The sequence below is a fragment of the Bradyrhizobium sp. JYMT SZCCT0428 genome, assembly GCF_018131075.1.
Taxonomy (GTDB): Bacteria; Pseudomonadota; Alphaproteobacteria; order Rhizobiales; family Xanthobacteraceae; genus Bradyrhizobium.
On sequence record NZ_JAFCLS010000032.1, the window covers coordinates 40,874 to 65,820 of the forward strand.

A 24,947-nucleotide genomic window follows, 5' to 3' on the forward strand; every position below is an offset into this window, starting at 1 on the left:
TCCAGCGCATGCCAATCACAATTGGATTGCGTTACTATCACTTCTGGATCGGCCTTCCGCCAGATACAGCGTATTTAATAATCATTGGAATCGCTTGGCCGACCACATAGTGGTATGCAAGCGCGGGAGTTTTAGGGATACATGGAAAGACGGCTAGCCGCCATCGTTTGCGCTGATGTCGCCGGCTATTCCCGCATGATGGGAGCCGACGAGGCGGGCACGCATGCCACCTTCAAGGCCCACCGCACCGCGATCTACCCGATCATCCTCAATCATGGCGGCCGTCTGGTGAAGAACACCGGCGATGGCTTCCTGCTGGAGTTTCCCAGCATCGTCGGTGCCATCGAGGCCGCAGTCGCGATGCAGATGACGATGGCCGAACGAAACCATCATTTGCCCGCCGACCGCATGATGCAATTCCGTATGGGCATCCATATGGGTGACGTGATGGCCGACGAGGACGAGGTGTTCGGCGACGACGTCAACATCGCCGTCCGGCTCGAATCGGTGGCCGCCCCGGGCGGCGTGGCGGTGTCGGGCAAGGCCTATGGCGAGGCCGGCAAGCGCCTCAGCGTGCCCTTCATCGATGCCGGCCCCCACCGGTTCAAGAATATCGAAGAGCCGGTCAGCGTCTGGACCTGGGAGCTTGAAGGCGCCGACCACCGCGGCCGGGAAGCCAGGGGCACTGCGAACCTGCCGGCGCAATACCGGACCGCGATCGTCGGCGTGCTGCCGTTTGCCAATTTGAGCGAGAGCGCCGACGAGTATTTCTCCGACGGCCTCACCGAGGACCTGATCCACGCCTTGTCGCTTCAATCGTTCTACCGGGTGCTGAGCCGCAACTCGACGTTCTCCTTCAAGGGCAAGAACCTGAGCACGCGCCTGATCGCCCGCGAGATCGACGCGACCTACCTGATCCAGGGCTCGGTGCGCCGTGCCGGCAGCAAGATCCGCGTCACCGCCGAGCTGATCGCGCCCGAGAACGGCGAGCAATTATGGACCGGCCGCTACGACCGCGACATGGGCGACCTGTTCGCGATGCAGGACGAGATCACCACCAGCCTGTCGGCGGCGGTCGCGGCCGAGATCTACCGGGCGGAGGCTTCCGCCCCTCCGCGGCCGTCGTCGAACGATCTGACCGCATGGGACCGTTTCCTCAAGGGGCTGTCCTATTATTACCTGCAGACCAAGGCGGATTTCGAAACCTCGATCGGCCTGTTCAAAGAAGCCGTCGCGCTCGATCCGACGCTGTCGATCGCCCGCGCCTATCTTGCCACCATCATGATGCAGAGCATCCAGTTCGGATGGATCAAGAGCACGCGCGAATTGTGGACCACGGCGATGGATCTCGCCGAGAGCAGCGTCAGGCTCGATCCGCGCTCGTCCTTTGCCTTCCAGATCGTCGCCTATCTGCACGCCCTGGAAGGACATCACGAGGTTTCCATGGATGCCGCGAACCGGGCGGTCGGGCTGAACCCCTACGACATGGGCGCCCGCGGTGTTCTCGGCTTTTGCTATTTCTACGCCGGCGAACACCGCAGGGCGATCGAACTGATTTCAATGGCGGCACAGCGCGGCAACTCCGACCCCCGATATCAATGGGAGGCGGTGAACGCGTTCAGCCATTACCTCGTTGGGCAATATGACGCGTCGCTGTCCTGGGCGCGCGAACAGCTGTACCTCAATCCCAATCATCTTCAGGCGCTTGCGATCCGGGCGGCCGCGCTCGCCCAGCTCGGGCGCGCCGAGGAAGCGGCCAACGCCACCGAGGTCCTGCTGCACAATTATCCGACCTTTACCGTCGAACGCCATTTGAGCAATTTCCATTGGAAACGGCCCGAAGACATCGCCCATTACCGCGACGGCCTGCTGAAGGCCGGCGTTCCCTCCACCAGATTGACGCTTGTCGAGTCCGCGCCGAAGCTCGCCGCCGATTCCTGAAAAGGCCGCGTACCTTTGCGCCCAATTGTCGTCCCGGCCGGGCGCGTCTCCGGCCTCCGGTTGACACGGCTTCGAATCCGGCGAAAAATCGTTTGCACCCTGAAGTAGTACACGACCGGCGGATTCTCTTTTTGAATCCATTCCCTTCAGACCGAGGCCGATTGTCTTTTTCATACTCGCTGCCTTTTCAGGATTGGATCCATGCCAGACCAAGCACCGGCCACGCAGATCGCCGTCTCTCCGAATAATCCCTGCCCGTTCCTGCGCGCGCTGGTCGCGAACGGCTATGTCGACGGGCACATCGTGCCGCTGGGCACGCTGACCGAAGACATCGGGCTGGCGAGCGGCAAAACGGGAATCGGTTTGATCCGGGCGAAGGTGCTCACCTACGGAATTGCGATGATCGCAAACGGCCACCCCTTGAGGAGCGTGACATCAGGCGCCATTCTCGATGAATTGCGCAACGGCCCGCTCGACAAGCATGGCGCCGGCTCTCGCATCCTCGAAGTGGATGGACAGGTCAATCTGGAGCAGATCGAACGCTTCGCGAGCTTCGGCCAGGAATACCGTAATCCCGATGGCGGCACCGAGCCCGGGCTGAACGCCAAGCAGATCGAGACCTTCATGGCGGACAATCTGAAGCGCGACGGCGATAAGGCGCGCTGGATCTATCCGATCATGATGAAGGGCGAATGGCCGGTCCTGCTCGACATTCTCGGCAAGGGCGAAGGCGAGACGCGCTACCTCAGCGTCGCCGACGTCCGCACGTTGTTCGTCGAGCGGAAGCTGCCCAAGCGCATCACCGACCGGTTGCCGGCGCCAGCCGGCTAGGCCGTACCGTCATAAAACTGATCACAGTCGTCAGTTGCCAGGGCCCCTCGCATGCCATGCGGCAAGCACTTCCCTTTCTTCGTCGACGGTTAAACCGACAACTGGGCCGTTGGTGGCACGCAGCCAGCCAAGCGTGTCACGTGCGGTCTCCGAGAGAGGCCGCACGGTGAGGCCGGCATGACGCGCCGGCGTCGTGTCGCGCGTGGCAAAGCCGGCAAAGTCGGGCAAAGGGAGCCATAAGGGGAGTGATCGAGGGCCCGCCCAACGTCTGACGTCGTGCTGCTCCAGGAAGGCGCGATTGACCCATGTGAACGTGCAGGATGAACCCAGTGCCGCCGCGCACTCAGCCAGCAACTCGCCGCGGGTGCGCGTTGGTCCAATTGCGTCATAGATACCTGTCAGGCGGGCTTGCGCGGCGTGAACGATCCATTGCGCAAGGTCGCGCACATCGATGAACTGAACGGCATCCTCTGGGCTCCCGGGCGCAAGCACTTCGCCTCCGTGGGCAAGCCGTGCCGGCCAGTAAGTAAACCGACCGGTCGGATCCTCCGGCCCGACAATAAGACCTGCCCTGCAAATGAAGGCGCTTTCGCCCACGACCTGCTCGCACGCGACTTTCGCGGCACCATAGATTTCTTCACTGCTATACTCGACATCAGGGGCGGTGGGTGCCCGCAGCGGGGCCGTGTCCGCCCGCTGCCCGGGCGTGCGATTGTCCTCATAAACGCTTACGGTCGAGACGAAGGTCCAGTGCCCGGCCTGCTGCTTGAGTGCGGCGACCGCGCGGCGCACCTGGCCCGGGTGACGTGATACATCCACGACAGCATCGAACTCCTGGCGCGCAAGCGGCTCAAGCCCGTCTGAAACGTCGCGGTCGACAGCAACAAATTTCGCGCCGGTCGCAATCGGACCCGCAAGCCCCCGTGCGGCACACGTCACGTCATGTCCTGCAGCGCAAGCATGAGCCGCAATCGCGCGCCCAAGAAACTGGCTCCCGCCCAGAATCAGCAGACGCATGAAACGGCCTCCCCTACCAATCGGATTGTAATCACTTGAACAGCGGCGTGCCCGGAACGAAGGCGTCGAACGCGGCCCAGAATTGCGAGCGGTAGCGGTCCTGCTCCTGCAGGATCTCGTGCTTGGACCCGGCAATCACCAGATGCGAGCCGGCGCGCAAATGATAGGCGAATTCCTCGATCGCCGCGGTCGAGACGATGGTGTCGCTGCTGGCGGCCAGCATCAGGATCGGCTGGCGGATTTCGGAAGGATAGTTTGACGCACGAAAGCCGTGCATCGCGCGAAACGCCGTGTCGGCCCAGGCCACCGTCGGCGAGCCGATGCCCAGCGTCGGGTCTTCTTCCAGGATCGCGGCGTTGCGCGCAAAGCGCACGGGATCGCTGGTGAAGGGATTGTTGATGAAGGACTCGGTGCCGGTCAGCGCGTCGCTGCCGCCAGGCACGTAACGGCCGCCCTGGCCTGCGAGCCGCAGCACCCGCAACACTGTGCGCGCCGCAAACGAGGTCCGGCTTCCCGGCAGATCGATCATCGGCGCCGACAGCACCATGCGGTCGAACCAGCGTTTTCCCGCATGCGCGACGCGCAGCATCACGGCGCCGCCCATCGAATGCGCCAGCGCGAAATAGGGCGGCGGGCAATCGGGCAGCACGACCTGCTGCACGAAGGTTTCGACGTCGATCTCGAAATCGGAGAAATCTCGGACATACCCCTTGCGCGGATCGCGCAGGCGCCGCGAGGAATGACCCTGGCCGCGCCAGTCGATCATCGCCACCGCGAACCCGCGATCGCGCAGGTCGCGCACCGTCTCGAAATATTTCTCGATCTGCTCGCTGCGGCCGGTGAAGACGCAGACGGTGCCCTTGCGGCCCGCCGGCGGCGCCCAGCGCGCAAAGCGCAGTTCGGCGCCGTCGGGCGTCTTGATGGTGCCGCTGACGACATCCTCCGGAACCGGATTGGCAGGGATCGAGACGAGCGTCATGGACGGGGAACCGGCTAGGAAAGGAGGAATGGAAATCAAGGCGGGCTGGGCAAAAAGAGGCTCGATTCGGCCCCTCTTGAACGGTGTTCGGCCCCTCCCATATCATTTCTGTGCAGGCCGCTACCAGTGTTTCGGGAACCCGAACATTGAGGTTGCACATGGACGAAAGCCCGGCCCGATGGCGGGCGGGTTAATTGAAACAGTCGCTCAATGGAGGACTACCCTATGCGTACCTACGATCTCGCCCCGTTTTATCGTTCCACCGTCGGCTTCGACCGCTTCTTCTCCCTGCTCGACCAGGCAGCGTCAGACGGCAGCCCCGGTTATCCCCCCTACAACATCGAGCGCACCGGTGAGAACGCCTACCGCATCAGCGTTGCGGTCTCCGGCTTCTCGCAAGGCGAGCTTTCGATCGTCGCCAAGGAAAACACGCTGACGATCAAGGGCGAGAAGTCAGCCAACGAGAACGGCCAGGACAAATCCGAAGTGCTGTACCGCGGCATCGCGGCGCGCGCCTTTGAACGCGCCTTCCAGCTTGCCGATTTCGTGCAGGTCAAGAACGCCTCGCTCGAGCACGGTCTGCTCCACGTCGATCTCGTCCGCGAGATTCCCGAGGCCAAGAAGCCGCGCAGCATTCCGATCAGCAACGGCTCGCAGACCCCGCGGGTCGTCGACAGCTCGGTGGCCGCATAACACAGTCAAGCCTTCAGCAGATATTGGCTGAACGCGAAAACGCCTCGGGAAACCGGGGCGTTTTTTTGTGCGCGATGTTCGTGATTTCACACTGCCGTGAGCGCCGTAACGTCACGCCCCGTGCATCGAAACTCCAATCATGGGCAGCGCATCACGCTGAAAAAATCACGGAGCAGGTCGATGAAGATGGTTCAACTGGTAACGGCGCTCGCGGTCACGGCATTTGCGGGATCGCTTGGCGCACTCCCGGCGCAGGCCGAGGCGGCGACGCCGGTGGCGCGCAATGTCGTGCTGGTGCACGGGGCGTGGGCGGACGGCTCGAGCTGGTCGGAAGTCATTCCCTATCTGCAGGCCGCGGGGCTGAAGGTCACCGCCGTACAGAATCCGCTGACGTCGCTCGCCGATTCCGTCGCCGCCACCCGCCGCGCGCTGGCGATGCAGGACGGGCCGACCGTGCTGGTCGCGCATTCCTGGGGCGGCACCGTGATCAGCGAGACCGGAACAGATCCGAAAGTATCGGCGCTGGTCTATGTCGCCGCGCGCGGCCCTGATGCGGGCGAGGATTTTGTCGCGCTCTCCGGAAAATTCCCGGCCGGGCCGGTGCGCGCCGGCATCCGGGAACATGACGGCTTCACCAGATTGTCGGAGGATTCGTTCCTGAAATATTTCGCCAACGGCGTCGAGCCGAAAAAGGCCGAGGTGCTCTACGCGGTGCAGGAGCCGACCGCCGTTTCCCTGTTTGCGGGACGCACCACCGTGGCCGCCTGGCACTCCAAGCCGTCATGGTATGCGGTCTCGAGGCAGGACCAGACCATCAATCCCGACCTCGAGCGGTTTCTGGCCAAGCGCATGAACGCGACCACGGTCGAACTCGACGCGGGCCACCTGTCGCTGGTGTCGCATCCGAAGGAGATCGCCGACCTGATCCTCGCGGCGGCGGGTCATAAGGAATAGCAGGCCACTCGCCTGATCCCTCCCCGCATGGGGGAGGGATCAGGAAGCGCCGCTGCGGTTAACACCTAGAGCGTTTTCCAGCGAAGTGGACACCGGTTCGCGTCAAGAAAACGCGTCAAATCAAGAATCTAGAGTCCCGTTCCGATTCCATCGGAACGGAAAGGCTCTAGTCCAGCCCCTGCACGTTCGGCATGTCCTGGGTCGGGGCGATCTGCGGTACCGGCCTGGCCTGGACCGCACCTGTCGTCACGGCCGCGGGCGGCGTTTGCGCTTCGGCCGATTTCGGCTGAGCTGCCGCCGATTGCTGCACCGGTTCCACTGCTGCTGCGGGTTTGGCCGCAGGCTCGACGGTGGCCGGCCTGGCCGCCGCGGCTTTTGCGGTCGGCTCGGCGGTAGCCTGCTTGGCGGCGAGCGGGCTCGGCTTTGGCACCGGCACGGTGTGGCTCGCGACCTGCGGGGTCGGCTTCGGCGGCCGGGGCGCACCCCTGGCATGGGTCGGCGGCAGCGGTCCGGGCGGGCCGTAATTCATGGTCAGATCGTCGTTGAAATTATCGCCCATCCGGTGCGCCGGTATGAAGCGGATGATCCGGCCGGTGCGCGCGTCGATGATCAGGCGGCCGTCATCCCCGCCGCGGTCGATCACCGAAATCGTGTAAACGAAGCCGCGTTGCTGCGGGATGCCGAGCGGCGAAAATCCGCTCTCGCGCACCACCGTGTAGACCTCGGTCGCCGGCAGCAGCATCGGCCCCTGCCCATAGCCGTAACGCGGCCCGGGGTATGCCGGCGGCGGCGCATAACGGGGCGGTGCATAATAGGGGTCGCCAATGTCGGATACCGAATAATAAGGCGAGCGTCCGGCCTCGTAAGGCGCCGGTACCTGCGCCTGTGCGGCCGTTGTGGCGAGAACCGTCCCCGCCGCAAAAACCCATCCTGTGAAGAACTTCATCATCCATTGCTCCTGTTAGCCCCTGCCTGGAGCGTGCTCGCTCTCTTGCCCGGCCGTCCCGGAACCAAATTTCATTGTGAAATTCGGCGGTCCTTGGGCCGGATCGCGGCGCGTTTGCCCCAAATCCGGGGCAGTATGTTTCGGCAGGCTGGGACAGTGTGTTTCGACCGCTACAGGCACGGATCAGCCATGCGGGCAGGGACTTTCACGTGCTTGTGTGATAGAGAAAAATTTGGCATGGTCGGGAGTTAGGACAGCATCACTGTCTCAATTGCGGGCATTCCCGGCACAGGGATTGCAACGAAAGTCTGGCGGCTTCGAGCTCCAGGCAAGTACAGGCAAGGCCGTTCCTCAGGGACGTTGAACGCCCAAGCCTGAATTTAGGAAATTTCGGCTCGCGGCGGACGAGCGGTGGCCCGGTGGGTGCCGCAAGCGCCCAAGGTGCGCCGGTGACAGTTAAGGCCCTTGACCTGATTGAGAGGACTAAGATGAGCGGGTCGGAATTCGAGCGCGAAAACATCGTGACAGAAACGCTGTCGGCGACCGCTATCTCGAAACCGGACGACGCCATGTCTCCTACCGAGCCGCAGCGCGAATGGAGCTGGCGCCCGCCGGCCGAAGGACTTTACGATCCTGCCCTCGAAAAGGATTCCTGCGGCGTCGGCTTCATCGCCAACATCAAGGGCCGGAAGTCGCATCAGATCGTCGACGACGCGATCAACATTCTCTGCAACCTCGAACATCGCGGCGCCGTGGGCGCCGATCCGCGCGCCGGCGACGGCGCCGGCATCCTGGTGCAGATCCCGCACGCGTTCTTCGCGCGCAAGGCCGCCGAGATCGGCTTCAAGCTGCCGAAGCCCGGCGAGTACGCTATCGGTGCGCTGTTCCTGCCGAAGGAGACGGCGTGGCGCAAAGTCATCCAGAGCATCATCGCCGACCAGATCAAGAACGAAGGCCTGAAGCTGCTCGGCTGGCGCGACGTGCCGACCGACAATTCCTCGCTCGGCGAAACCGTCAAGCCGACCGAGCCATCCTGCATGCAGGTGTTCATCGGCCGCAACGGCACGACCAAGACCGAGGATGATTTCGAGCGCCGACTCTACATCCTGCGCAAGTCGATCTCGCAGGCGATCTATCAGCGCCGCGACCGCGGCCTTGCCGGCTATTACCCGGTCTCGATGTCGTGCCGGACCGTGATCTACAAGGGCATGTTCCTCGCCGACCAGCTCGGCAAGTATTATCCCGATCTGCACGAGCCGGATTTCGAGAGCGCGCTGGCGCTGGTGCATCAGCGCTTCTCGACCAACACCTTCCCGGCCTGGTCGCTGGCGCATCCCTACCGGATGATCGCCCATAACGGCGAAATCAACACGCTGCGCGGCAACGTCAACTGGATGGCGGCGCGGCAGGCCTCGGTGCATTCCGAACTGTATGGCAAGGACATCTCCAGGCTGTGGCCGATTTCCTATGAGGGCCAGTCCGACACCGCCTGTTTCGACAACGCGCTCGAATTCCTGGTGCAGGGCGGCTACTCGCTGCCGCACGCCGTGATGATGATGATTCCGGAAGCCTGGGCCGGCAATCCCCTGATGGATGAGACGCGCCGCGCCTTCTACGAATATCACGCCGCGATGATGGAGCCGTGGGACGGCCCGGCCGCGATCGCCTTCACCGACGGCCGCCAGATCGGCGCAACGCTGGACCGCAACGGCCTGCGGCCGGCGCGCTATCTCGTTACCAAGGACGATCGCATCGTGATGGCGTCCGAAATGGGCGTGCTCAAGATCCCCGAGGACCAGATCATCACCAAGTGGCGGCTGCAGCCCGGCAAGATGCTGCTGGTCGACCTCGAACAGGGCCGCCTCATTCCCGACGACGAGATCAAGGCTGATCTGGCCAAGAGCCACCCCTACAGCGACTGGCTGCATCGCACCCAGATCCAGCTCGAGGAATTGCCCGACGCATCGAGCAAGGGCATGCGCTCCAACCTGCCGCTGCTCGACCGGCAGCAGGCGTTCGGCTATTCGCAGGAAGACGTCACCATCCTGATGACGCCGATGGCCTCGACCGGCGAAGAGGCCGCAGGTTCGATGGGCAACGACACGCCGATCTCGGCGCTGTCGGACCGGCCGAAGCCGCTGTTCACCTACTTCAAGCAGAACTTCGCGCAGGTCACCAACCCGCCGATCGATCCGATCCGCGAAGAGCTTGTCATGAGCCTGGTCTCGATCATCGGACCGCGGCCGAACCTGTTCGACCTGCAGGGCCTCGCTTCGACCAAGCGTCTCGAAGTGCGCCAGCCGATCCTGACCGACGCGGACCTGGAAAAGATCCGCTCGATTTCCGACGTTGCCGACAGCCATTTCAAGTCGCGCACACTCGACACGACTTTCCATGCCGGCTTCGGCGCGGCGGGACTCGAACAGGTGCTCGACGAACTCTGCGCGCGCGCCGAAGGCGCGGTGCGCGAAGGCGTCAACATCATCATTCTGTCCGACCGCATGGCAGGCTCGGACCGGATTCCAATCCCCTCGCTGCTGGCCTGCGCCGCCGTGCATCATCATCTGATCCGCACCGGCCTGCGCACCTCGGTCGGCCTCGTCGTCGAATCCGGCGAACCGCGCGAAGTGCATCACTTTGCGTGCCTAGCCGGCTACGGCGCCGAAGCGATCAACCCGTATCTGGCGTTCGAAACCATCATCGCGATGAAGGACCGCCTGCCCGGCTCGCTCGACGATTACGAGATCGTCAAGCGCTACATCAAGTCGATCGGCAAGGGCCTCTTGAAGGTGATGTCCAAGATGGGCATCTCGACTTACCAGTCCTATTGCGGCGCGCAGATTTTCGACGCCGTCGGCCTGAAGGCGGACTTCATCGCCAAGTATTTCGCCGGCACCCACACCCGGGTCGAAGGCGTGGGTCTTGCCGAAATCGCCGAGGAGACCTGCCGCCGTCACAGCGATGCGTTCGGCGACGCGCAGGTCTACAAGACCGCGCTCGATGTCGGCGGCGAATATGCCTACCGCACCCGCGGCGAGGACCACGCCTGGACCGCTGAATCGGTTTCGATGCTGCAGCATGCCGCGCGCGGCAACTCGCTGGAGCGCTACAAGGCGTTCGCCAAAATCCTCAACGAGCAATCCGAACGGCTATTGACGCTGCGCGGCCTGTTCCGGATCAAGTCCGCCGAGGACGAGAAGCGCAAGCCGATCAAGCTCGACCAGGTCGAGCCCGCCAAGGACATCGTCAAGCGCTTCGCCACCGGCGCGATGAGCTTCGGCTCGATCTCGCGCGAGGCGCACACCACGCTGGCGATCGCAATGAACCGGATCGGCGGCAAGTCCAACACCGGCGAAGGCGGCGAAGAGGCCGATCGCTTCAAGCCGATGCCGAACGGCGATTCGATGCGCTCGGCGATCAAGCAGGTCGCCTCGGGCCGGTTCGGCGTGACGACGGAGTACCTCGTCAACTCCGACATGATGCAGATCAAGATGGCGCAGGGCGCCAAGCCCGGCGAAGGCGGCCAGTTGCCCGGCCACAAGGTCGACGCCGTGATCGCGCGCGTGCGGCATTCGACGCCGGGCGTCGGCCTGATCTCGCCGCCGCCGCACCACGACATCTATTCGATCGAGGATCTGGCGCAGCTGATCTACGACCTCAAGAACGTCAATCCGGACGGTCAGGTCTCGGTCAAGCTGGTCTCCGAAATCGGTGTCGGCACCGTGGCCGCCGGCGTCGCCAAGGCACGCGCCGACCATGTGACGATCGCAGGCTTCGAAGGCGGCACCGGCGCGTCGCCGCTGACCTCGATCAAGCACGCAGGCTCTCCGTGGGAAATCGGCCTTGCCGAAACCCACCAGACGCTGGTCCGCGAGCGGCTGCGCAGCCGCATCGTGGTCCAGGTCGACGGCGGCTTCCGCACCGGACGTGACGTCGTGATCGGCGCGCTGCTCGGGGCCGACGAATTCGGCTTTGCCACCGCGCCCTTGATCGCGGCCGGCTGCATCATGATGCGCAAGTGCCATCTCAACACCTGCCCGGTCGGCGTCGCGACGCAGGATCCGGTGCTGCGCAAGCGCTTCACCGGCCAGCCCGAGCACGTCATCAACTACTTCTTCTTCGTTGCCGAGGAAGTCCGCGAGATCATGGCCCAGCTCGGCTACCGCACCTTCAACGAGATGGTCGGCCAGACCCAGATGCTCGACCAGTCGACGCTGGTGGCGCACTGGAAGGCCAAGGGCCTCGACTTCTCAAAACTGTTCGTGCGCCAGAAGGAACAGCCCGGCCAGAAGATCTACCACGCCGAGAGGCAGGACCATCATCTGGAAGCTGTTCTCGACCGCCGCCTGATCGAAAAGGCGCAGGCCGCGATCGACCGCGGCGCGCCGGTGAAGATCGACGAGGAGATCAACAACACCGACCGCTCGGCCGGTGCGATGCTGTCGGGCACGCTGGCCAAGATCTACGGTCATGCCGGCCTGCCGCTCGACACCATCCAGGTCAGCCTCAAGGGTACCGCGGGCCAGGCGTTCGGCGCCTGGCTGACGCGCGGCGTCACCTTTGAGCTCGAAGGCGAAGGCAACGACTATGTCGGCAAGGGCCTGTCGGGCGGTCGCATCATCGTCAAGCCGCCGCGCAATTCCGGCATCGTGCCGGAAGAGTCCATCATCGTCGGCAACACCGTGATGTACGGCGCGATCGAGGGTGAATGCTATTTCCGCGGCATCGCCGGCGAGCGCTTCGCGGTGCGTAACTCCGGCGCGGTCGCGGTCGTCGAAGGCGCCGGCGACCATTGCTGCGAATACATGACCGGCGGCATCGTCGTGGTGCTGGGCAAGACCGGGCGCAACTTCGCAGCCGGCATGTCCGGCGGCATCGCCTATGTGCTGGACGAGGCCGGCGACTTCGCCAAGCTGTGCAACATGGCGATGGTCGAGCTCGAGCCGGTGCTCTCGGAAGAGATGATCAACCAGAACACCTACCACCACACCGGCGATCTCGAAGCGCATGGCAGGGTCGACGTGTTCCAGAACCTGCTCGACTCCGACGTCGAGCGACTGCACGTCCTGATCACGCGCCACGCCAAGCTGACCGGTTCGAAGCGGGCCGAAGAGATCCTCGCCGACTGGAAGACCTGGCTGCCGAAATTCCGCAAGGTGATGCCGGTGGAATACCGCCGCGCGCTGAAGGAATTGAAGGCGAATGCCGACGCCGAGCCGAAGATCGCAATCGGGGCGTAATGTTATCCTCATGGTGAGGAGGCGCTTGCGCCGTCTCGAACCATGAGGCCACGGTCGGGCCTTCATCCTTCGAGACGCGGCGAAGACGCCGCTCCTCAGGATGAGGTTCCGGGGAGGAACGACGAAGCTTAAGTTGCAGGAACGTTGGGTTTAATGGGCAAGATCACAGGTTTTCTGGAAATCGACCGGCACGACCGCAAATATGCGCCCGTAGCCGACCGCTTGCAGCACTATCGCGAATTCGTCATTCCGCTGAGCGAGAAAGACACCCGCGACCAGGCCGCGCGCTGCATGAATTGCGGCATTCCCTATTGCCACGGCACCGGCTCGGTTCAGCCGGGTACGCCGGGCTGCCCGGTCAACAACCAGATCCCTGATTTCAACGACCTCGTCTATCAGGACAATTGGGAAGAAGCCTCGCGCAATCTGCACTCCACCAACAATTTCCCGGAGTTCACCGGCCGCATCTGCCCGGCGCCGTGCGAGGCGTCCTGCACGCTCAACATCGACGACAACCCGGTCACCATCAAGACCATCGAATGCGCGATCGTCGACCGCGCCTGGGACAATGGCTGGCTGAAGCCGGAAATCGCCCCCAGCAAGACCGGCAAGAAGGTTGCGATCGTCGGGTCCGGGCCTGCGGGCCTCGCCGCCGCGCAGCAGCTCGCGCGCGCCGGCCATGACGTCCATGTCTACGAGAAGTTCGCCAAGGCCGGCGGCCTGCTCCGCTACGGCATTCCCGATTTCAAGATGGAAAAGCACGTCATCGACCGCCGCGTGGCGCAGATGGAAGCCGAGGGCGTCACCTTCCATTACGGTGTCCATGTCGGCGGAGCTTCGCCGGGCGCGATCGATCCGCGCGAGTTGCACCGGCAATACGACGCGGTGGCCCTGACCGGCGGCGCCGAAGCCGGCCGCGATCTGCCGATCCCCGGCCGCGACCTCGACGGCATCCACTTCGCGATGGATTTCCTGCCGCAACAAAACCGCCGCGTCTCCTCCGAGCCGCTCGGGGCGGCCGCGGACATCCTCGCTGACGGCAAGCATGTCGTCGTGATCGGCGGTGGCGACACCGGTTCGGACTGCATCGGCACGTCGTTCCGGCAGGGCGCGAAGTCCGTGACCCAGCTCGAAATCATGCCGGCGCCGCCCGAGCACGAAAACAAGGGCCTGACCTGGCCGAACTGGCCGTTGAAGATGCGAACGTCATCGAGCCAGGCCGAAGGCGCCCGCCGCGAATTCGCGGTGCTGACGCAGAAATTCTCCGGCGTCGACGGCAAGGTGCAGAAGCTGCATTGCGTGCAGGTCAACGAAAAATTCCAGCCGATCGCCGGCACCGAATTCGAACTCGACGCGCAGCTGGTGCTGCTGGCGATGGGCTTCGTGCATCCGGTCCATGACGGCATGCTGAAGACGCTCGGCGTCGATCTCGACCAGCGCGGCAACGTTCGCGCCAACCTGACCGACTACCAGACGTCCGTGCCGAACGTGTTCTCCGCCGGCGACATGCGCCGCGGCCAGTCGCTGGTGGTGTGGGCGATCCGCGAGGGCCGCCTCTGCGCCCGCGCCATCGACCAGTATCTGATGGGATCGACCACGCTGCCGCGCTGAACGCAGCCGGCCGCAATTGAACCGTAGAAAATCAAAACTGGTGCAGCGCGCCCTCGCGTGCTGCACCAGTTTTTCGTATCCATTCTTGTAGATGTCAGTCCTACGGAATGTCGTCTTACGGACAGACCCGTACGCCGGCAACATAGTAGCAGGCAGCATAGCCGCCGCCATAACCGTAGCCGCGACCATAGCCGCCGCCGCGATAATAGCCACGACCACCGCCGCGGTAATAACCGCGTCCGCCGCCGCGTCCGCGTCCGCCGCCGCGACCGCCGCCACGGCCTCCGCCGCCACGACCACCGCGCTGCGCGTACGCCGCCGTCGTCGATCCTCCAACCATCAGCGCCGTCACACCGACGATGCTGAAACAATAGATGCCAACGAGAATAATCGTAGCCAAAGTACGTGATAAAATGCTGCGGGAGGCAGTTTTGCCCTGGGCCATTGAAACTCCTTCTGTAAGGGCCACTAGAGTGGGGCCGCTTTGCTCCGCGGTCAAGCGCTAGTGGGTGTGACAGCGTCACACAACCGTTAGCGGTGTGTCACAATCGCCTCCCTTGCCTTGAGCACACAAGCGAGGCGATGAAGTTCAGTGCTGCAGGCGCACGCCGAGCATGACGACGGTGGCGGCGGTGCTGTTGCCGGGGAGGTTTGAATCCAGCCAATCGCGGCGGACCGTGCCCTTGACCCAGAGATTGCGGTTCATCTTGTAGATCAGGTCGCCAGACACCGTGTAGATCTTGTCCTTGCGGTTGTCGCCCTGGTAGTCGAGCGTGCCCCAGGTGAACTTGCCGATCGCGGTCAGCCAGCGGCGGAAATCATGATCGACTTCAACGGTGTAGATGTGCGTCAGCACGCCGGATACGCCGGGCAGCGTGGTCTCGGTGATCGTGGTGTCGGAATAGAACTTGGCCGTGGTCAGCGGTGTCGCCGTCCAGGTCAATGAAGCCGAGGTCAGCAGGCCTTCGAGGCGGTTGAGGCGGCTGTCGACATAGTCGCGCGCGGCGTAACCGACCGCGATTTCACCGGCGAGCAGCCGCGAGAATTCGAAATTCGTGCCGCCCTTGACGTAGCCGCCGGTGGAATCGCGCGCGAAGCCGCTGCGGTCGAGTCTCAAATCATGCACGCGGCTGTCGGCCTGCGCTTCCACGAACGGCTTCAAGCCCGGCATCAGATCGTAGCTGACGCGGCCGACGCCGCCGAACTGGTTGAAGTTGCGGTCGTCGTTGCTGGTCGAGGTGCCGTCGGTGAGCTTGGAATAGGTGTAGGCGGTGCGATCGACGGTGGCGCCGCCGGAAACCTGCAGGCGGTTGAAATTCTGGTCGAAGCCGAAGGTGCCGCCGAACGTGGCGTAGACCGGATATCTTTGCAGGCCGGCCTGAATGTTCGGGCTGCCCGGATTGTCGGTGGCGAGACGCAGCCGCGCCTGCGCGAGCAGCCGCGTGTCGCGCGAGACGTCGAGACGGCCGTCGACGTGGCCGGTGAAATCCGGACGATCGACCACGACCGGCGCCGGCGAAACCGTGCCGTCGGCCGGCGGCGGAAAGGTGTTGCCGTAGCCGGTGAACGATCCGCGCAGATCCGCGACGACAGCGTGGCGCTCCCAGTCGGACATGACGAGCAGTTCCGGCGCGATCACATAGAACGGCGAGCCCTTCTCATCGACGGTGCGGCGCGGGTTGGTGTTGTAGCCGCCCGAGAGTTCGAGCGCCGATTTGATCAGGAAGCTGCCGGCGTAATCGCCGACCGGGCCGAACGGATCGTCATCGATCTTGAGGCGCTTGCGTGCGGGCTGGCCCACCACCGTGCCGGCCATCGCCGGCGGGATCGGGGCCTTGTTTGCGGTTTGCGACGGCGGAATCGAAAGCCGCAGCGGCGTATTCGACAGCAGCGGCGGCCGGCTGCCGGGTCCCGGCGGCGGTTTCGGCCGGACCTGTCCCGGATAATATTTCGGCTTCTGAAGCTTGCGGTTGAGCGAGTCGTAACCGGAGCTGGAAGCGCCGCTGGCGGCGGGCAGGCCATAGCGCGGGATCGCCCCGATGCGCGACGGCGCGGGCTTCTCCTTGTCGCGAACCCGGGCGTCGTTGGCCTCGTCGCTGGTTTTATCGTTGGCCTCGGCACTGGTCCGGCGCAGCGGCGAATCCACCGGCATCAACTGGCTGCTGCGGGTCGGGCTGAACAGGTCAGGCGTGACGGTCTGGGCCTGCGCAATGGTCCCGGTCAGGGCAATCAGCGCAAGGCATGGCAATACCGCGCGGAACACTGTCGCGCGCCTGCTTTGGCCCCTTACTGGACCTGCCATCACGATGAAAATACTCCAACAACGTCAGCTACTTATTCGACGTGCTCCAAGCGCGCGGGAAAACGTCGTTAATGGAGTTAAAACAATTATGGTTAATGACCCGTTGAGAGCCGGCGGCCCGCGTCGCATCGCCAAATCGGCCGTGCTAAGGAGGGGTCCGGGGGCTTTGTCCCTCTTCCCTGGATTTGAGACATGGCCAAGCCGAAACCGCTGATGGCAAAATCATCCGGCACCGATCACGCCAACGCCGCCATCGAGTCGGCCCTGCGCACGCTCGATGTCGAGGCCGGCGGCATCGCCGCCATCACGGCGGCGCTGCAGTCCGACCTCCGCGCGCCGTTCGCGGCGGCCGTCGATTGCATCGGCAACGCCAAGGGCCGGCTGATCGTCACCGGCCTCGGCAAGTCGGGCCATATCGGCCGCAAGATCGCGGCGACCTTTGCCTCCACCGGAACGCCGGCGTTCTTTGTCCATGCCGCCGAAGCCAGCCATGGCGATCTCGGCATGATCACCGCCGACGACGTCATCCTGGCGCTGTCATGGTCCGGCGAGCAGCCGGAGATGAAGAATCTCATCACCTATGCCACCCGCTTTTCCATTCCCCTGATCGCGATGACCGCGGACCGGGAATCGACCCTGAGCAAGGCCGCCGACGTCGCGCTGACCTTGCCGAAGGCACGCGAGGCCTGCCCGCATAATCTGGCGCCGACCACCTCCTCGCTTATGATGCTGGCGCTCGGCGACGCGCTGGCGATCGCGCTGCTCGAAGGCCGCGGCTTCACCTCGGTCGATTTCAGCGTGCTGCATCCCGGCGGCAAGCTCGGCGCGCTGTTGAAATACACCCGCGACCTCATGCATTCAGGCGACGCGGTGCCGCTGAAGCCGCTCGGTACCAAGATGTCGGATGCGCTGGTCGAGATGTCGTCGAAGGGCTTTGGCTGCGTTGGCATCACGGACGGTCGCGGCCATATCGTCGGCATCGTCACCGACGGCGATCTGCGCCGCCACATGCGGCCCGATCTGATGACCGCCACCGTCGACGAGGTGATGACGAAGAATCCGAAGACCATCGGCCGCGACCTGCTCGCAGGCGAGGCGCTGGAGATCCTCAACTCGTCGAAGATCACCGCATTGATCGTGACCGACGCCAGCAAGCCGGTCGGCATCGTGCATCTGCATGATTTATTGCGCGCGGGCGTGGCGTAGACGATTCCAGGCGTCATTCCGGGGCACGCGAAGCGTGAACCCGGAATCTCGAGATTCCGGGTTCGATGCTTTGCATCGCCCCGGAATGACGGCGATTAGTTCGCCGTCACTTCGGAAATCTCGCCGCCGTCTCCTCCAGCGGCAATACCAGCGCATTCGCCAGATATGACACCGTGCGATAGAATCCGCAGAGCTGGATGATCTCGAATATCTTCGCGTCGTCATAATGCGCCGACAGCGCCTTGAACTCGGCCTCATCGAGCGTCGCGCGCTCGTGCAGCGTATCGATGGTTGCGATCAGCACCTGCTCGGCCTCCGACCAGCAGGCGGCCTTGGCATCGCCGAGCACGGTGGCGCGGACCTGTTCGGCGGTCAGGTGGGCGGCTTCCGCGAACGCCGCGATATGCACGCCCCATTCGTATTCGCAGCCGGTCCGCGCGCAGGTGCGGTCGATCACGATCTCGCGTTCTCGCAAGCTGAGCGGGCCGCGATCCAGCAGGCTGCCGCCGCGGAATTTCTCCCAGGCGCGGGGCTGGCCGGCCATCACCCGGAACAGCATCAGCGGCGGCGCGCCGCGCATGACGCGGTCGAATTGTTGCTGAATCTCGGGTGGATAAGGCGGCTGCAGCGGCGCGATCCGCGGCGCGGTCTGTGACATCGGCTCACTGTGCTACAATTAATGTAGCAACACGCTACAATATCTGTAGCAGCTCGCAAGAGGCTTTCCGATGCCGAAACAGGCCCCTGCCATGAAGAAACGCGCCGTCCGCGGCTCCCGCACCGGCCGGCCGGTCATGGCGCTGCTCGATCTGCTCGGGCGCCGCTGGACCTTGCGCATCCTGTGGGAGCTGCGCGAGGGACCGCTGACCTCGCGCGCACTGCGCACCGCCTGCGACGAGGCCTCGCCGACTGTCATGCAGACCCGCCTGACCGAGCTGCGCGAGGCCGGCTTGATCGAACTGCTGCCGGGCGACGGCTACGGCCTGACCCGGCTCGGCCAGGAGCTGAACGAAACCTTTCTTCCTCTCCACCGCTTTGCGGAGCGGTGGAGCAAGCACATGACAGACTAGGCCACCGCTACCGTCAGGCTGGCGCCATCAGCGCGCACGACCTTGACGCGGCTGCCGGCCGGGGCATCGGGGCCGGCGACGCGCCAGATCGTGTCGTCGATCCGCACCGTCCCGGTGCCGTCGACGATCGGTTTTTCCAGCGTGAACTCCCGGCCGATCATCGCTTCGGTCCGCCGGTTGAGGAACGGGTTGCTCTGGCTGCTGCTGCCGGCGCTCTTCGCAAAATGCCGCCACGCCGGCACCGCCGCAGCGGCGAACAACGCGAACATCAAAAGCTGCGTCTGCCACGTTGGATTGATCGCAAACGACACCAGCCCGACCATCAGCGAGGAAAGCCCGAGCCAGAACAGGAAGACACCCGGCGCCAGCAATTCCAGCGCCATCAGGATGAAGCCGAAGATCAGCCAGTTCCAGGTGCCCAGGGTAGCAAACATATCGGCCATGACACGACCTCTCTAGTATCTCAACGCTTCGCTCGGTGCGCCCCCTCTCCCGCAAGCGGGAGAGGGGGCGACACGCGGCAGCGCTCATAATCAAATCACCCTCACCGCTGCGGCGAGAATGGTGACGGCGGCGGTGGCGGCGTGGCGGGACCGGTTGATGGCACCGAACCGCGCCGCGCGACTGCCGCGGTAGCGGCGTCACCGAAAGTCGCCTTGGCGATCTCGCCGATGCCGGCGAGCGAGCCCAGAATGCTGGTGGCCTCGATCGGCAGCATAAGGATCTTCTGGTTCGGCGATTCAGCCAGTTGCCCGAACGCCTTGATGTACTTATCGGCGATGAAGTAATTCAGCGCGGCAACGTCACCTTTGGCTATGGCTTCGGACACCATCTGCGTCGCCTTGGCTTCGGCCTCCGCCGAACGCTCGCGCGCCTCGGCGTCGCGGAAGGCTGCTTCCTTGCGGCCTTCGGCCTGCAGGATCTGGCCCTGCTTGGCGCCCTCGGCGCGCAGGATCTCCGACTGCCGCTGGCCTTCCGCCTGCAGAATGTCGGCGCGCTTGACGCGCTCGGCCTTCATCTGGCGGCCCATCGCCTCGACGAGGTCCGCCGGCGGCACGATGTCCTTGATCTCGATGCGGTTGACCTTCAGCCCCCATGGCGACACCGCGGCGTCGACCACGCGCAGCAGCCGCTCGTTGATCTCGTCGCGATGCGACAGCACCTGGTCGAGATCCATCGACCCCATCACCGAGCGGATGTTGGTCATCGTCAGCACGATGATAGCCTGATCAAGATTGGATACTTCGTAGCTGGCCTTGGCGGCATCGAACACCTGATAGAACGCGACGCCGTCCACCGTCACGGTGGCGTTGTCCTTGGTGATCACCTCCTGCTCGGGAATGCTGATCACCTGCTCCATCATATTCATCTTGCGGCCGACGCGGTCGAAGTAGGGAACGATGATGTTCAACCCCGGCGACAGCGTGCGGGTGTATTTGCCGAACCGTTCGATGGTCCAGTCATAGCCTTGCGGCACCGTCTTGACGCCGGCGAACAGGGTCACAATGACCAGCAGCAAAAGCGCAATCGCGAAAATGTCGAAACCAGTCATGAATTCCCTCCAAAACCGGCAAGACCGTTGCCGGACGCGGTCGTCCATATGTCTGCCGGATGCCACCGCCGGTTCAGCCCGGCTGTTCTCTAGCAATGGTTACGTAGGGAGCCGTTTGACGCCCGCCAGATGTATGGCGTCTTGACGCGGGAATATCAAATCCAGCCCTGAAGCTCGCGCAACACGAGCTGGCGGATCACGTCCATGCCGGGCTCGGAGTCGTTGAGGCAGGGGATCGCCGCGAACTGCTCGCCGCCATTGTGTTTGAATATTTCGGCGTTTTCCTGCGCGATCTCTTCCAGCGTCTCCAAACAATCGGCGGAGAAGCCGGGGGTCACCACGGCAATGCGCTTGACACCATCCTTCGCGAGCTGCGCGATGGTCTTGTCAGTGTAGGGCTGCAGCCATTCGTCGAAGCCGAAGCGCGATTGAAATGTAAGCAGCAGTTTGGACGCATCAAGGCCCATGCGCCGGCGCAAGGCGTCGGTTGTTGCGATGCACTGCGCCTGGTAGGGATCGCCCTTGTCGACATATTTCTGCGGCATGCCGTGAAACGACGCGACGATCAGTTCGGGCTGGAACGGCAAGGTCGCCAGATGCGCATTGATCGAGGCCGCCAGCGCATCGATGTAATCGGGGTCGTCATAGTAAGGCGGCGTCACGCGCAAGATCGGCTGCGCGCGCATGCCGGCCAGCACGCGGAAAACCTCATCGCACACGGTGGCCGAGGTCGCCGCGGAATATTGCGGATAGAGCGGCACGACCAGGAGACGGTCGCAGCCTTGCGCGGTCAGGGCATCGATGCGCGAGCGGATCGACGGATTGCCGTAACGCATCGCCCAGTCGACCACGACGTGGTCATGGTCCGCGATCGCCTCCGCCAGCTTTTCGGCCTGCGCGCGCGTGATGGTCTTGAGCGGCGATTCGTTCCTCTCGACGTTCCAGATCTTCCGGTAGTCCCGCGCCTTGCGGCGGGGACGGATGCGCAAAATAATGCCGTTGAGAATCAGCTTCCAGCGCAGCCCCTGGTCCTCGATCACGCGCGGGTCGGAGAGAAATTCCTTGAGGTAGACCCGCACGCCCCGGGTATCGGCGGTATCGGGCGTGCCGAGATTGACCAGCAGCACGCCGACGCGCTCCGGCTTGGCGGCCAGTGCAGGCTTCGCACTTCCTATGGGAACGACCACGGTCATGATTTGCGTGGCTTCGCGCGTTGCACCATCCTTGTCAAGACAAGCATCGGTTCGGTACGCTCAGGCCTTGCCGCGGGCGGGAGGAACCATGACGGTCGCCGAATGGTGCGTTTTCGGAACGCTGTTGCTGTACTTGCTGACGATCGCCTCGGTCAAATGGATCGGGTTTCGCCGTTTCGACAATGCCAGGCCCCGCGACCCCGATTTCTACGAGGATCCGATCCGCGCCCGGGCGCTGGGCGCCCATCAGAACGGCATCGAGGCTTTTCCGTTTTTCGCGGTCGCGGTCCTGCTGGCCGAGTTTCGCCTCGGGCCGCAGCATTTGATCGACGAACTGGCGGTACTGTTCCTGATCGTGCGGATCGCCTACGTCTTCACTTATCTCGGCAACCGCCCGACGCTGCGCTCGATCCTGTGGAGCATCGGCTTTGCGATCAACATCGCGATCTTCTTCCTGCCGGCGGTCAAGGGGTATTTGCCGGGGTAAGGCAGGCTTCGCTGTCATATTATGGCCTCTCAGCGTCATTGCGAGCGAAGCAATCCATATCTCAACGCGGGGATAGATGGATTGCTCCGCTGCGCTCGCAATGACGAGTGGATGCAGTTTCGCCTTCTCGCGACGCATTGCGCCCGAGCTTTGCCAGAAGTTCCTTGCCCTCTCATAGAGAGGGCGCAGGGAAGACCGGGTGCGCGCTGCACCCGCGGTCTCGCGTGCGGTTTGCACAAAACAAATGCACACGAGCATACAGGGCAGCGGAGAACACCCGGCCTTCCCTGCGCAATGGCTTTACGGCTTATGCCGTGCTCTCCCCGGAGACGAGTTCTTGGTTGACTCCGTCACCGCCGGTTCAGCTCACGCTTAGCCGACGGCTTGACACCAGCAACGGGCGCCAGGACCACACGGTTTTGCCGTACGCCCATCCACGCCGTCGTCGAGGCGTAAACAAACGTCCACCGCAACCCGCCCAACGTCCGTGACGACGGCCGACGCCCTCTGAGTGGGACGGGATGGCTCTCATATAAACTAGTTTGATCTTCTGCAAAACAGAAATATTTTTTATTCTGGGGCTTGACATGAATTCCGACAATCCGAAGTGATTTGCCCGTCGGGCCAAATTGCCGCAGCTTTGCTTGCCTGTCCGGGGTCAGGCAGCTCAGTTTGAACCTTCAAGCGGCTGTATCACACCAAGGCTGCACAAGCGCGGCTCGCTCCAAGGCGGCGCGGGAGATTTCATGTGATGGATACTGTGATGGATAGTGCCGTACAATCCCGCCGGTTCAGCATTATCGGCAGCGTGACAGGCCTGTTGGCGCTGCTGGTCTCGGCGCTGACGCAATTGGTGCCGGGGATCTATCTTTCCGGGCTCGTCGGTCAGGCGACCTGGAACGAGGTACTCTCAACGGGGGCGGCCGCGCTCGGCGTGATCGCCATCTCTTTCGCCGTCGTCGCGATCATCATGAAGGAAGGAAAGCTGCTGGCAGGTATCGCGGCCGTCCTCGGCTTCGTAGCCATCGCCGTCCAGATATGGTGGGTTCTGCTCATCCTGGCGATCGCGCTCATCATCCTCAATTCGCTCTAAGCCAGATGCCGCTCCCGCGCCGCAATGAAATTCCGGATCGATTGCGGGATCGGGACCGGACGATGGGATTTCTGGTCCGTATAGACCCAGACGATCTCGCCGGTCACCAGCGCCTCGTTGCCGCCCTTGAGGAAGATCGCGAGTTCGAAGGTGAGGCTTGAATTGCCTATCCGGGCCACCCGCGCGCCGACGTCCAACTCCTGGTCGAACAGCACTGGCGCCTTGTATTCGATCAGCGATTTGACGACGTGGAAGTCGATCCCGGTCTTTCGGGAGTCGGCATACTGGTCGTAGCCCAGCGCACGAAAATATTCGGTGATGGTGGTGTCGAAATAGGTCAGGTAGTGCGCGTTGAACACAACGCCCTGCCCGTCGATCTCGGAATAGCGCACCCGAAACGGGTGGAAGAACCAGAACTGCTCGCGTGACATTGAATCCCCTGTAGCGCCTCTTACCGGCTCGTCTCTCGCTTACCCTACACGCTTTAATCCGTTTCAGTACCATCCGTCCCAATGGTCTGCGTCGCGAAAGCGGGCGGGAGTCCATGCAACCGCAGTGCTGCCTTCGCGGTGACCTTGCCGACCTCCCCGCTTGCGCTAACCTTGTAGGTGCAGCTGTCGTGCGCCAGTTGCAATGCATTGAACTCGCCGCCATCCTTTACAAAGAGGCGATCCTGCTCCCGACCGCCTTCATCGCGGACCACACCATTATGTGCGGTATAGCGAGCCGAGGTAACGCCGGGATTCTCCATGACGCTTATGTTCAAAACTGCGTTCTTTATGAAATAGATATCGATGCCGCCGTTAGCCTTGGCGATACGATCTATCCAGCAGATCGGGGCCGCGAGGGATGGCATTGCCGTCACAGCCCAGCAGACCGGGACCAGCAAGCAGGCGACGGCAATTGATCTGATGGTCACTGCTGCCTCCTATAGTGCTGACGCTTAGCGGCAACGACATGGCGGACAGGTCGCTCGACACACCTGCAGCACGTCTAAAACGGAGTCGTATCAAACTTTGCCTAAATCTGAGAATCAAGCACCCGCTGATTCCGCGCGAGCGCCGCCATCACTTCCGCGCCAGAATCGCAAGAATCGACCGTATCGCTGCGGAAATGGGCGCAACGATCGGGATCGAGAACATCGGCTCCAGTTCGCGCGCGGCCTCGCCCAGCGGGCCGCCGCCGATAATGACGGCCTCAGCGTCGTCATCGTCAATGCAGTGACGAACGACATCGGCCAGCGCGTCGCGCAGGCGAACCTTGTCCTTGACCAACTCCGTGGAGTCCGCGGACGTTATTCGAAGGCCGGTGTATTGCGCCGACAGCCCCAGCGAGGCGACGCGCCGATCAATGGCAGCCTTCAATGCCGGCGTCGTCGTGGCGATCCCAAACCGCCGCCCGCCGGCCGATGCTTCGCGAAGGGCCGATTCAGCGATGCCGACCGCGGGCGTCCGGCATCGCTCCCGGACTTCCGCGAGGCCCGGATCGCCGAACGCCGCGACGATAAAACCATCGTACCTGCCATCGTTCGAGACGGCGATCTCGACGACTTCGCCAGCTGCGGCGGCAAGCGCATCGGGTTCGACAATCATCGGCGGTGCGCGTCGCGCCGTCGCGCCGGCAATTTCACACGCGCCGGCCGCAGCCGCTTGGGCGATGCCGACCATCATGGCGGTGGTCGCCGCCGAACTGTTCGGATTGATCAGCAGGATGCGGCGCATGCGCGTCTATCGGTTCAAGCAAGTAGCCCGCATGAGCCAACGGGTCGCGCGAATGCGCGCCCGATGACAGGCTCCGCGATATGCGGGGACGCTACCCGGATGTCGCTGCGC

At 63.5% G+C, this 24,947-nt stretch carries 21 protein-coding genes and 1 pseudogene; 10 read left to right on the top strand and 12 right to left on the bottom strand.

The genetic code is table 11. The features are described 5' to 3' along the window. Nucleotides 1-141: 141 nt before the first annotated feature. Both JQ575_RS28500 and JQ575_RS28505 read left to right on the top strand, forming a co-directional pair. Entirely contained in the window at nucleotides 142-1,941 is a 1,800-nt protein-coding gene (locus JQ575_RS28500; RefSeq protein ID WP_212036531.1) for an adenylate/guanylate cyclase domain-containing protein, read from the top strand. A gap of 201 nt (nucleotides 1,942-2,142) precedes the next feature. Further along, nucleotides 2,143-2,763, top strand: a pseudogene (locus JQ575_RS28505) (cytochrome C); the annotation flags it as partial. A gap of 39 nt (nucleotides 2,764-2,802) precedes the next feature. On the opposite strand, the gene JQ575_RS28510 reads toward JQ575_RS28505, so the two are convergent. Both JQ575_RS28510 and JQ575_RS28515 read right to left on the bottom strand, forming a co-directional pair. Further along, entirely contained in the window at nucleotides 2,803-3,789 is a 987-nt protein-coding gene (locus JQ575_RS28510) for an NAD-dependent epimerase/dehydratase family protein (protein WP_212036533.1), read from the bottom strand. Between the two features lie 31 nt (nucleotides 3,790-3,820). Then, nucleotides 3,821-4,768 (bottom strand): alpha/beta fold hydrolase, encoded by a 948-nt coding sequence (locus tag JQ575_RS28515; protein ID WP_212036534.1) that lies wholly within the window; start codon nucleotides 4,766-4,768, stop codon nucleotides 3,821-3,823. A 225-nt stretch (nucleotides 4,769-4,993) separates the two neighbouring features. Between JQ575_RS28515 and JQ575_RS28520 the strand changes: the two genes are divergently transcribed. Together JQ575_RS28520 and JQ575_RS28525 are read left to right on the top strand one after the other, a co-directional pair. Next, nucleotides 4,994-5,461 carry an Hsp20 family protein gene (locus JQ575_RS28520; RefSeq protein ID WP_192738159.1) on the top strand — a complete coding sequence of 156 codons (468 nt, stop codon included), beginning with the start codon at nucleotides 4,994-4,996 and terminating at the stop codon, nucleotides 5,459-5,461. A gap of 180 nt (nucleotides 5,462-5,641) precedes the next feature. Continuing rightward, nucleotides 5,642-6,415, top strand: coding sequence for an alpha/beta fold hydrolase (locus tag JQ575_RS28525; RefSeq protein ID WP_212036535.1), 774 nt, complete (start codon nucleotides 5,642-5,644; stop codon nucleotides 6,413-6,415). 166 nt (nucleotides 6,416-6,581) lie between these two features. On the opposite strand, the gene JQ575_RS28530 is transcribed toward JQ575_RS28525, so the two are convergent. After that, complete coding sequence (locus JQ575_RS28530; protein WP_312016041.1) at nucleotides 6,582-7,364, bottom strand: hypothetical protein; 783 nt, start codon at nucleotides 7,362-7,364, stop codon at nucleotides 6,582-6,584. Nucleotides 7,365-7,849: 485 nt separating this feature from the next. Here JQ575_RS28530 and gltB point away from each other — a divergent pair, with 485 nt between their 5' ends. Continuing rightward, a complete protein-coding gene (gene gltB / locus JQ575_RS28535; protein ID WP_212036536.1) occupies nucleotides 7,850-12,601 on the top strand; it encodes a glutamate synthase large subunit in 4,752 nt (1,583 codons plus the stop codon). Between the two features lie 153 nt (nucleotides 12,602-12,754). Next, a complete protein-coding gene (locus JQ575_RS28540) occupies nucleotides 12,755-14,212 on the top strand; it encodes a glutamate synthase subunit beta (protein WP_212036537.1) in 1,458 nt (485 codons plus the stop codon). Nucleotides 14,213-14,327: 115 nt separating this feature from the next. On the opposite strand, the gene JQ575_RS28545 is transcribed toward JQ575_RS28540, so the two are convergent. Continuing rightward, a complete protein-coding gene (locus JQ575_RS28545) occupies nucleotides 14,328-14,657 on the bottom strand; it encodes a hypothetical protein (protein ID WP_212036538.1) in 330 nt (109 codons plus the stop codon). Nucleotides 14,658-14,801: 144 nt separating this feature from the next. Continuing rightward, complete coding sequence (locus tag JQ575_RS28550; RefSeq protein ID WP_212036539.1) at nucleotides 14,802-16,514, bottom strand: outer membrane beta-barrel protein; 1,713 nt, start codon at nucleotides 16,512-16,514, stop codon at nucleotides 14,802-14,804. A 192-nt stretch (nucleotides 16,515-16,706) separates the two neighbouring features. Between JQ575_RS28550 and JQ575_RS28555 the strand changes: the two genes are divergently transcribed. Further along, the gene (locus JQ575_RS28555; RefSeq protein ID WP_192738163.1) at nucleotides 16,707-17,720 is read left to right on the top strand and encodes an SIS domain-containing protein; all 1,014 of its coding nucleotides are present in this window, start codon (nucleotides 16,707-16,709) and stop codon (nucleotides 17,718-17,720) included. Between the two features lie 106 nt (nucleotides 17,721-17,826). On the opposite strand, the gene JQ575_RS28560 is transcribed toward JQ575_RS28555, so the two are convergent. Beyond that, nucleotides 17,827-18,378 (bottom strand): carboxymuconolactone decarboxylase family protein, encoded by a 552-nt coding sequence (locus JQ575_RS28560; protein ID WP_212036540.1) that lies wholly within the window; start codon nucleotides 18,376-18,378, stop codon nucleotides 17,827-17,829. Between the two features lie 70 nt (nucleotides 18,379-18,448). Between JQ575_RS28560 and JQ575_RS28565 the strand changes: the two genes are divergently transcribed. Beyond that, the gene (locus tag JQ575_RS28565) at nucleotides 18,449-18,790 is read left to right on the top strand and encodes a helix-turn-helix domain-containing protein (RefSeq protein WP_212036541.1); all 342 of its coding nucleotides are present in this window, start codon (nucleotides 18,449-18,451) and stop codon (nucleotides 18,788-18,790) included. On the opposite strand, the gene JQ575_RS28570 is transcribed toward JQ575_RS28565, so the two are convergent. The 3 genes from JQ575_RS28570 to hemH all read right to left on the bottom strand — a co-directional run bounded on the left by JQ575_RS28570 (nucleotide 18,787) and on the right by hemH (nucleotide 21,535). Then, on the bottom strand, nucleotides 18,787-19,233 hold the full coding sequence (locus JQ575_RS28570) for an NfeD family protein (RefSeq protein ID WP_212036542.1): 447 nt from the start codon (nucleotides 19,231-19,233) through the stop codon (nucleotides 18,787-18,789). The genes JQ575_RS28565 and JQ575_RS28570 overlap by 4 nt on opposite strands. Before the next feature lie 101 nt (nucleotides 19,234-19,334). Further along, nucleotides 19,335-20,342 (bottom strand): SPFH domain-containing protein, encoded by a 1,008-nt coding sequence (locus JQ575_RS28575; protein ID WP_212036543.1) that lies wholly within the window; start codon nucleotides 20,340-20,342, stop codon nucleotides 19,335-19,337. A gap of 155 nt (nucleotides 20,343-20,497) precedes the next feature. Continuing rightward, a complete protein-coding gene (hemH, locus tag JQ575_RS28580; RefSeq protein WP_212036544.1) occupies nucleotides 20,498-21,535 on the bottom strand; it encodes a ferrochelatase in 1,038 nt (345 codons plus the stop codon). Between the two features lie 88 nt (nucleotides 21,536-21,623). Here hemH and JQ575_RS28585 point away from each other — a divergent pair, with 88 nt between their 5' ends. Both JQ575_RS28585 and JQ575_RS28590 read left to right on the top strand, forming a co-directional pair. Then, entirely contained in the window at nucleotides 21,624-22,022 is a 399-nt protein-coding gene (locus JQ575_RS28585; protein WP_192738169.1) for an MAPEG family protein, read from the top strand. 763 nt (nucleotides 22,023-22,785) lie between these two features. Continuing rightward, nucleotides 22,786-23,115, top strand: coding sequence for a hypothetical protein (locus JQ575_RS28590; RefSeq protein ID WP_212036545.1), 330 nt, complete (start codon nucleotides 22,786-22,788; stop codon nucleotides 23,113-23,115). Here the strand turns inward: JQ575_RS28590 and JQ575_RS28595 are convergent. The 3 genes from JQ575_RS28595 to JQ575_RS28605 form a co-directional block, all read right to left on the bottom strand. Next, the gene (locus JQ575_RS28595; protein WP_212036546.1) at nucleotides 23,112-23,546 is read right to left on the bottom strand and encodes a thioesterase family protein; all 435 of its coding nucleotides are present in this window, start codon (nucleotides 23,544-23,546) and stop codon (nucleotides 23,112-23,114) included. The two genes, JQ575_RS28590 and JQ575_RS28595, sit on opposite strands and share 4 nt — an antisense overlap. 53 nt (nucleotides 23,547-23,599) lie before the next feature. Beyond that, entirely contained in the window at nucleotides 23,600-24,034 is a 435-nt protein-coding gene (locus JQ575_RS28600; RefSeq protein ID WP_212036547.1) for a hypothetical protein, read from the bottom strand. 148 nt (nucleotides 24,035-24,182) lie between these two features. Next, nucleotides 24,183-24,836, bottom strand: a complete 654-nt coding sequence (locus tag JQ575_RS28605) for an aspartate/glutamate racemase family protein (protein ID WP_212036548.1) — start codon at nucleotides 24,834-24,836, stop codon at nucleotides 24,183-24,185. Nucleotides 24,837-24,947: the final 111 nt, after the last annotated feature.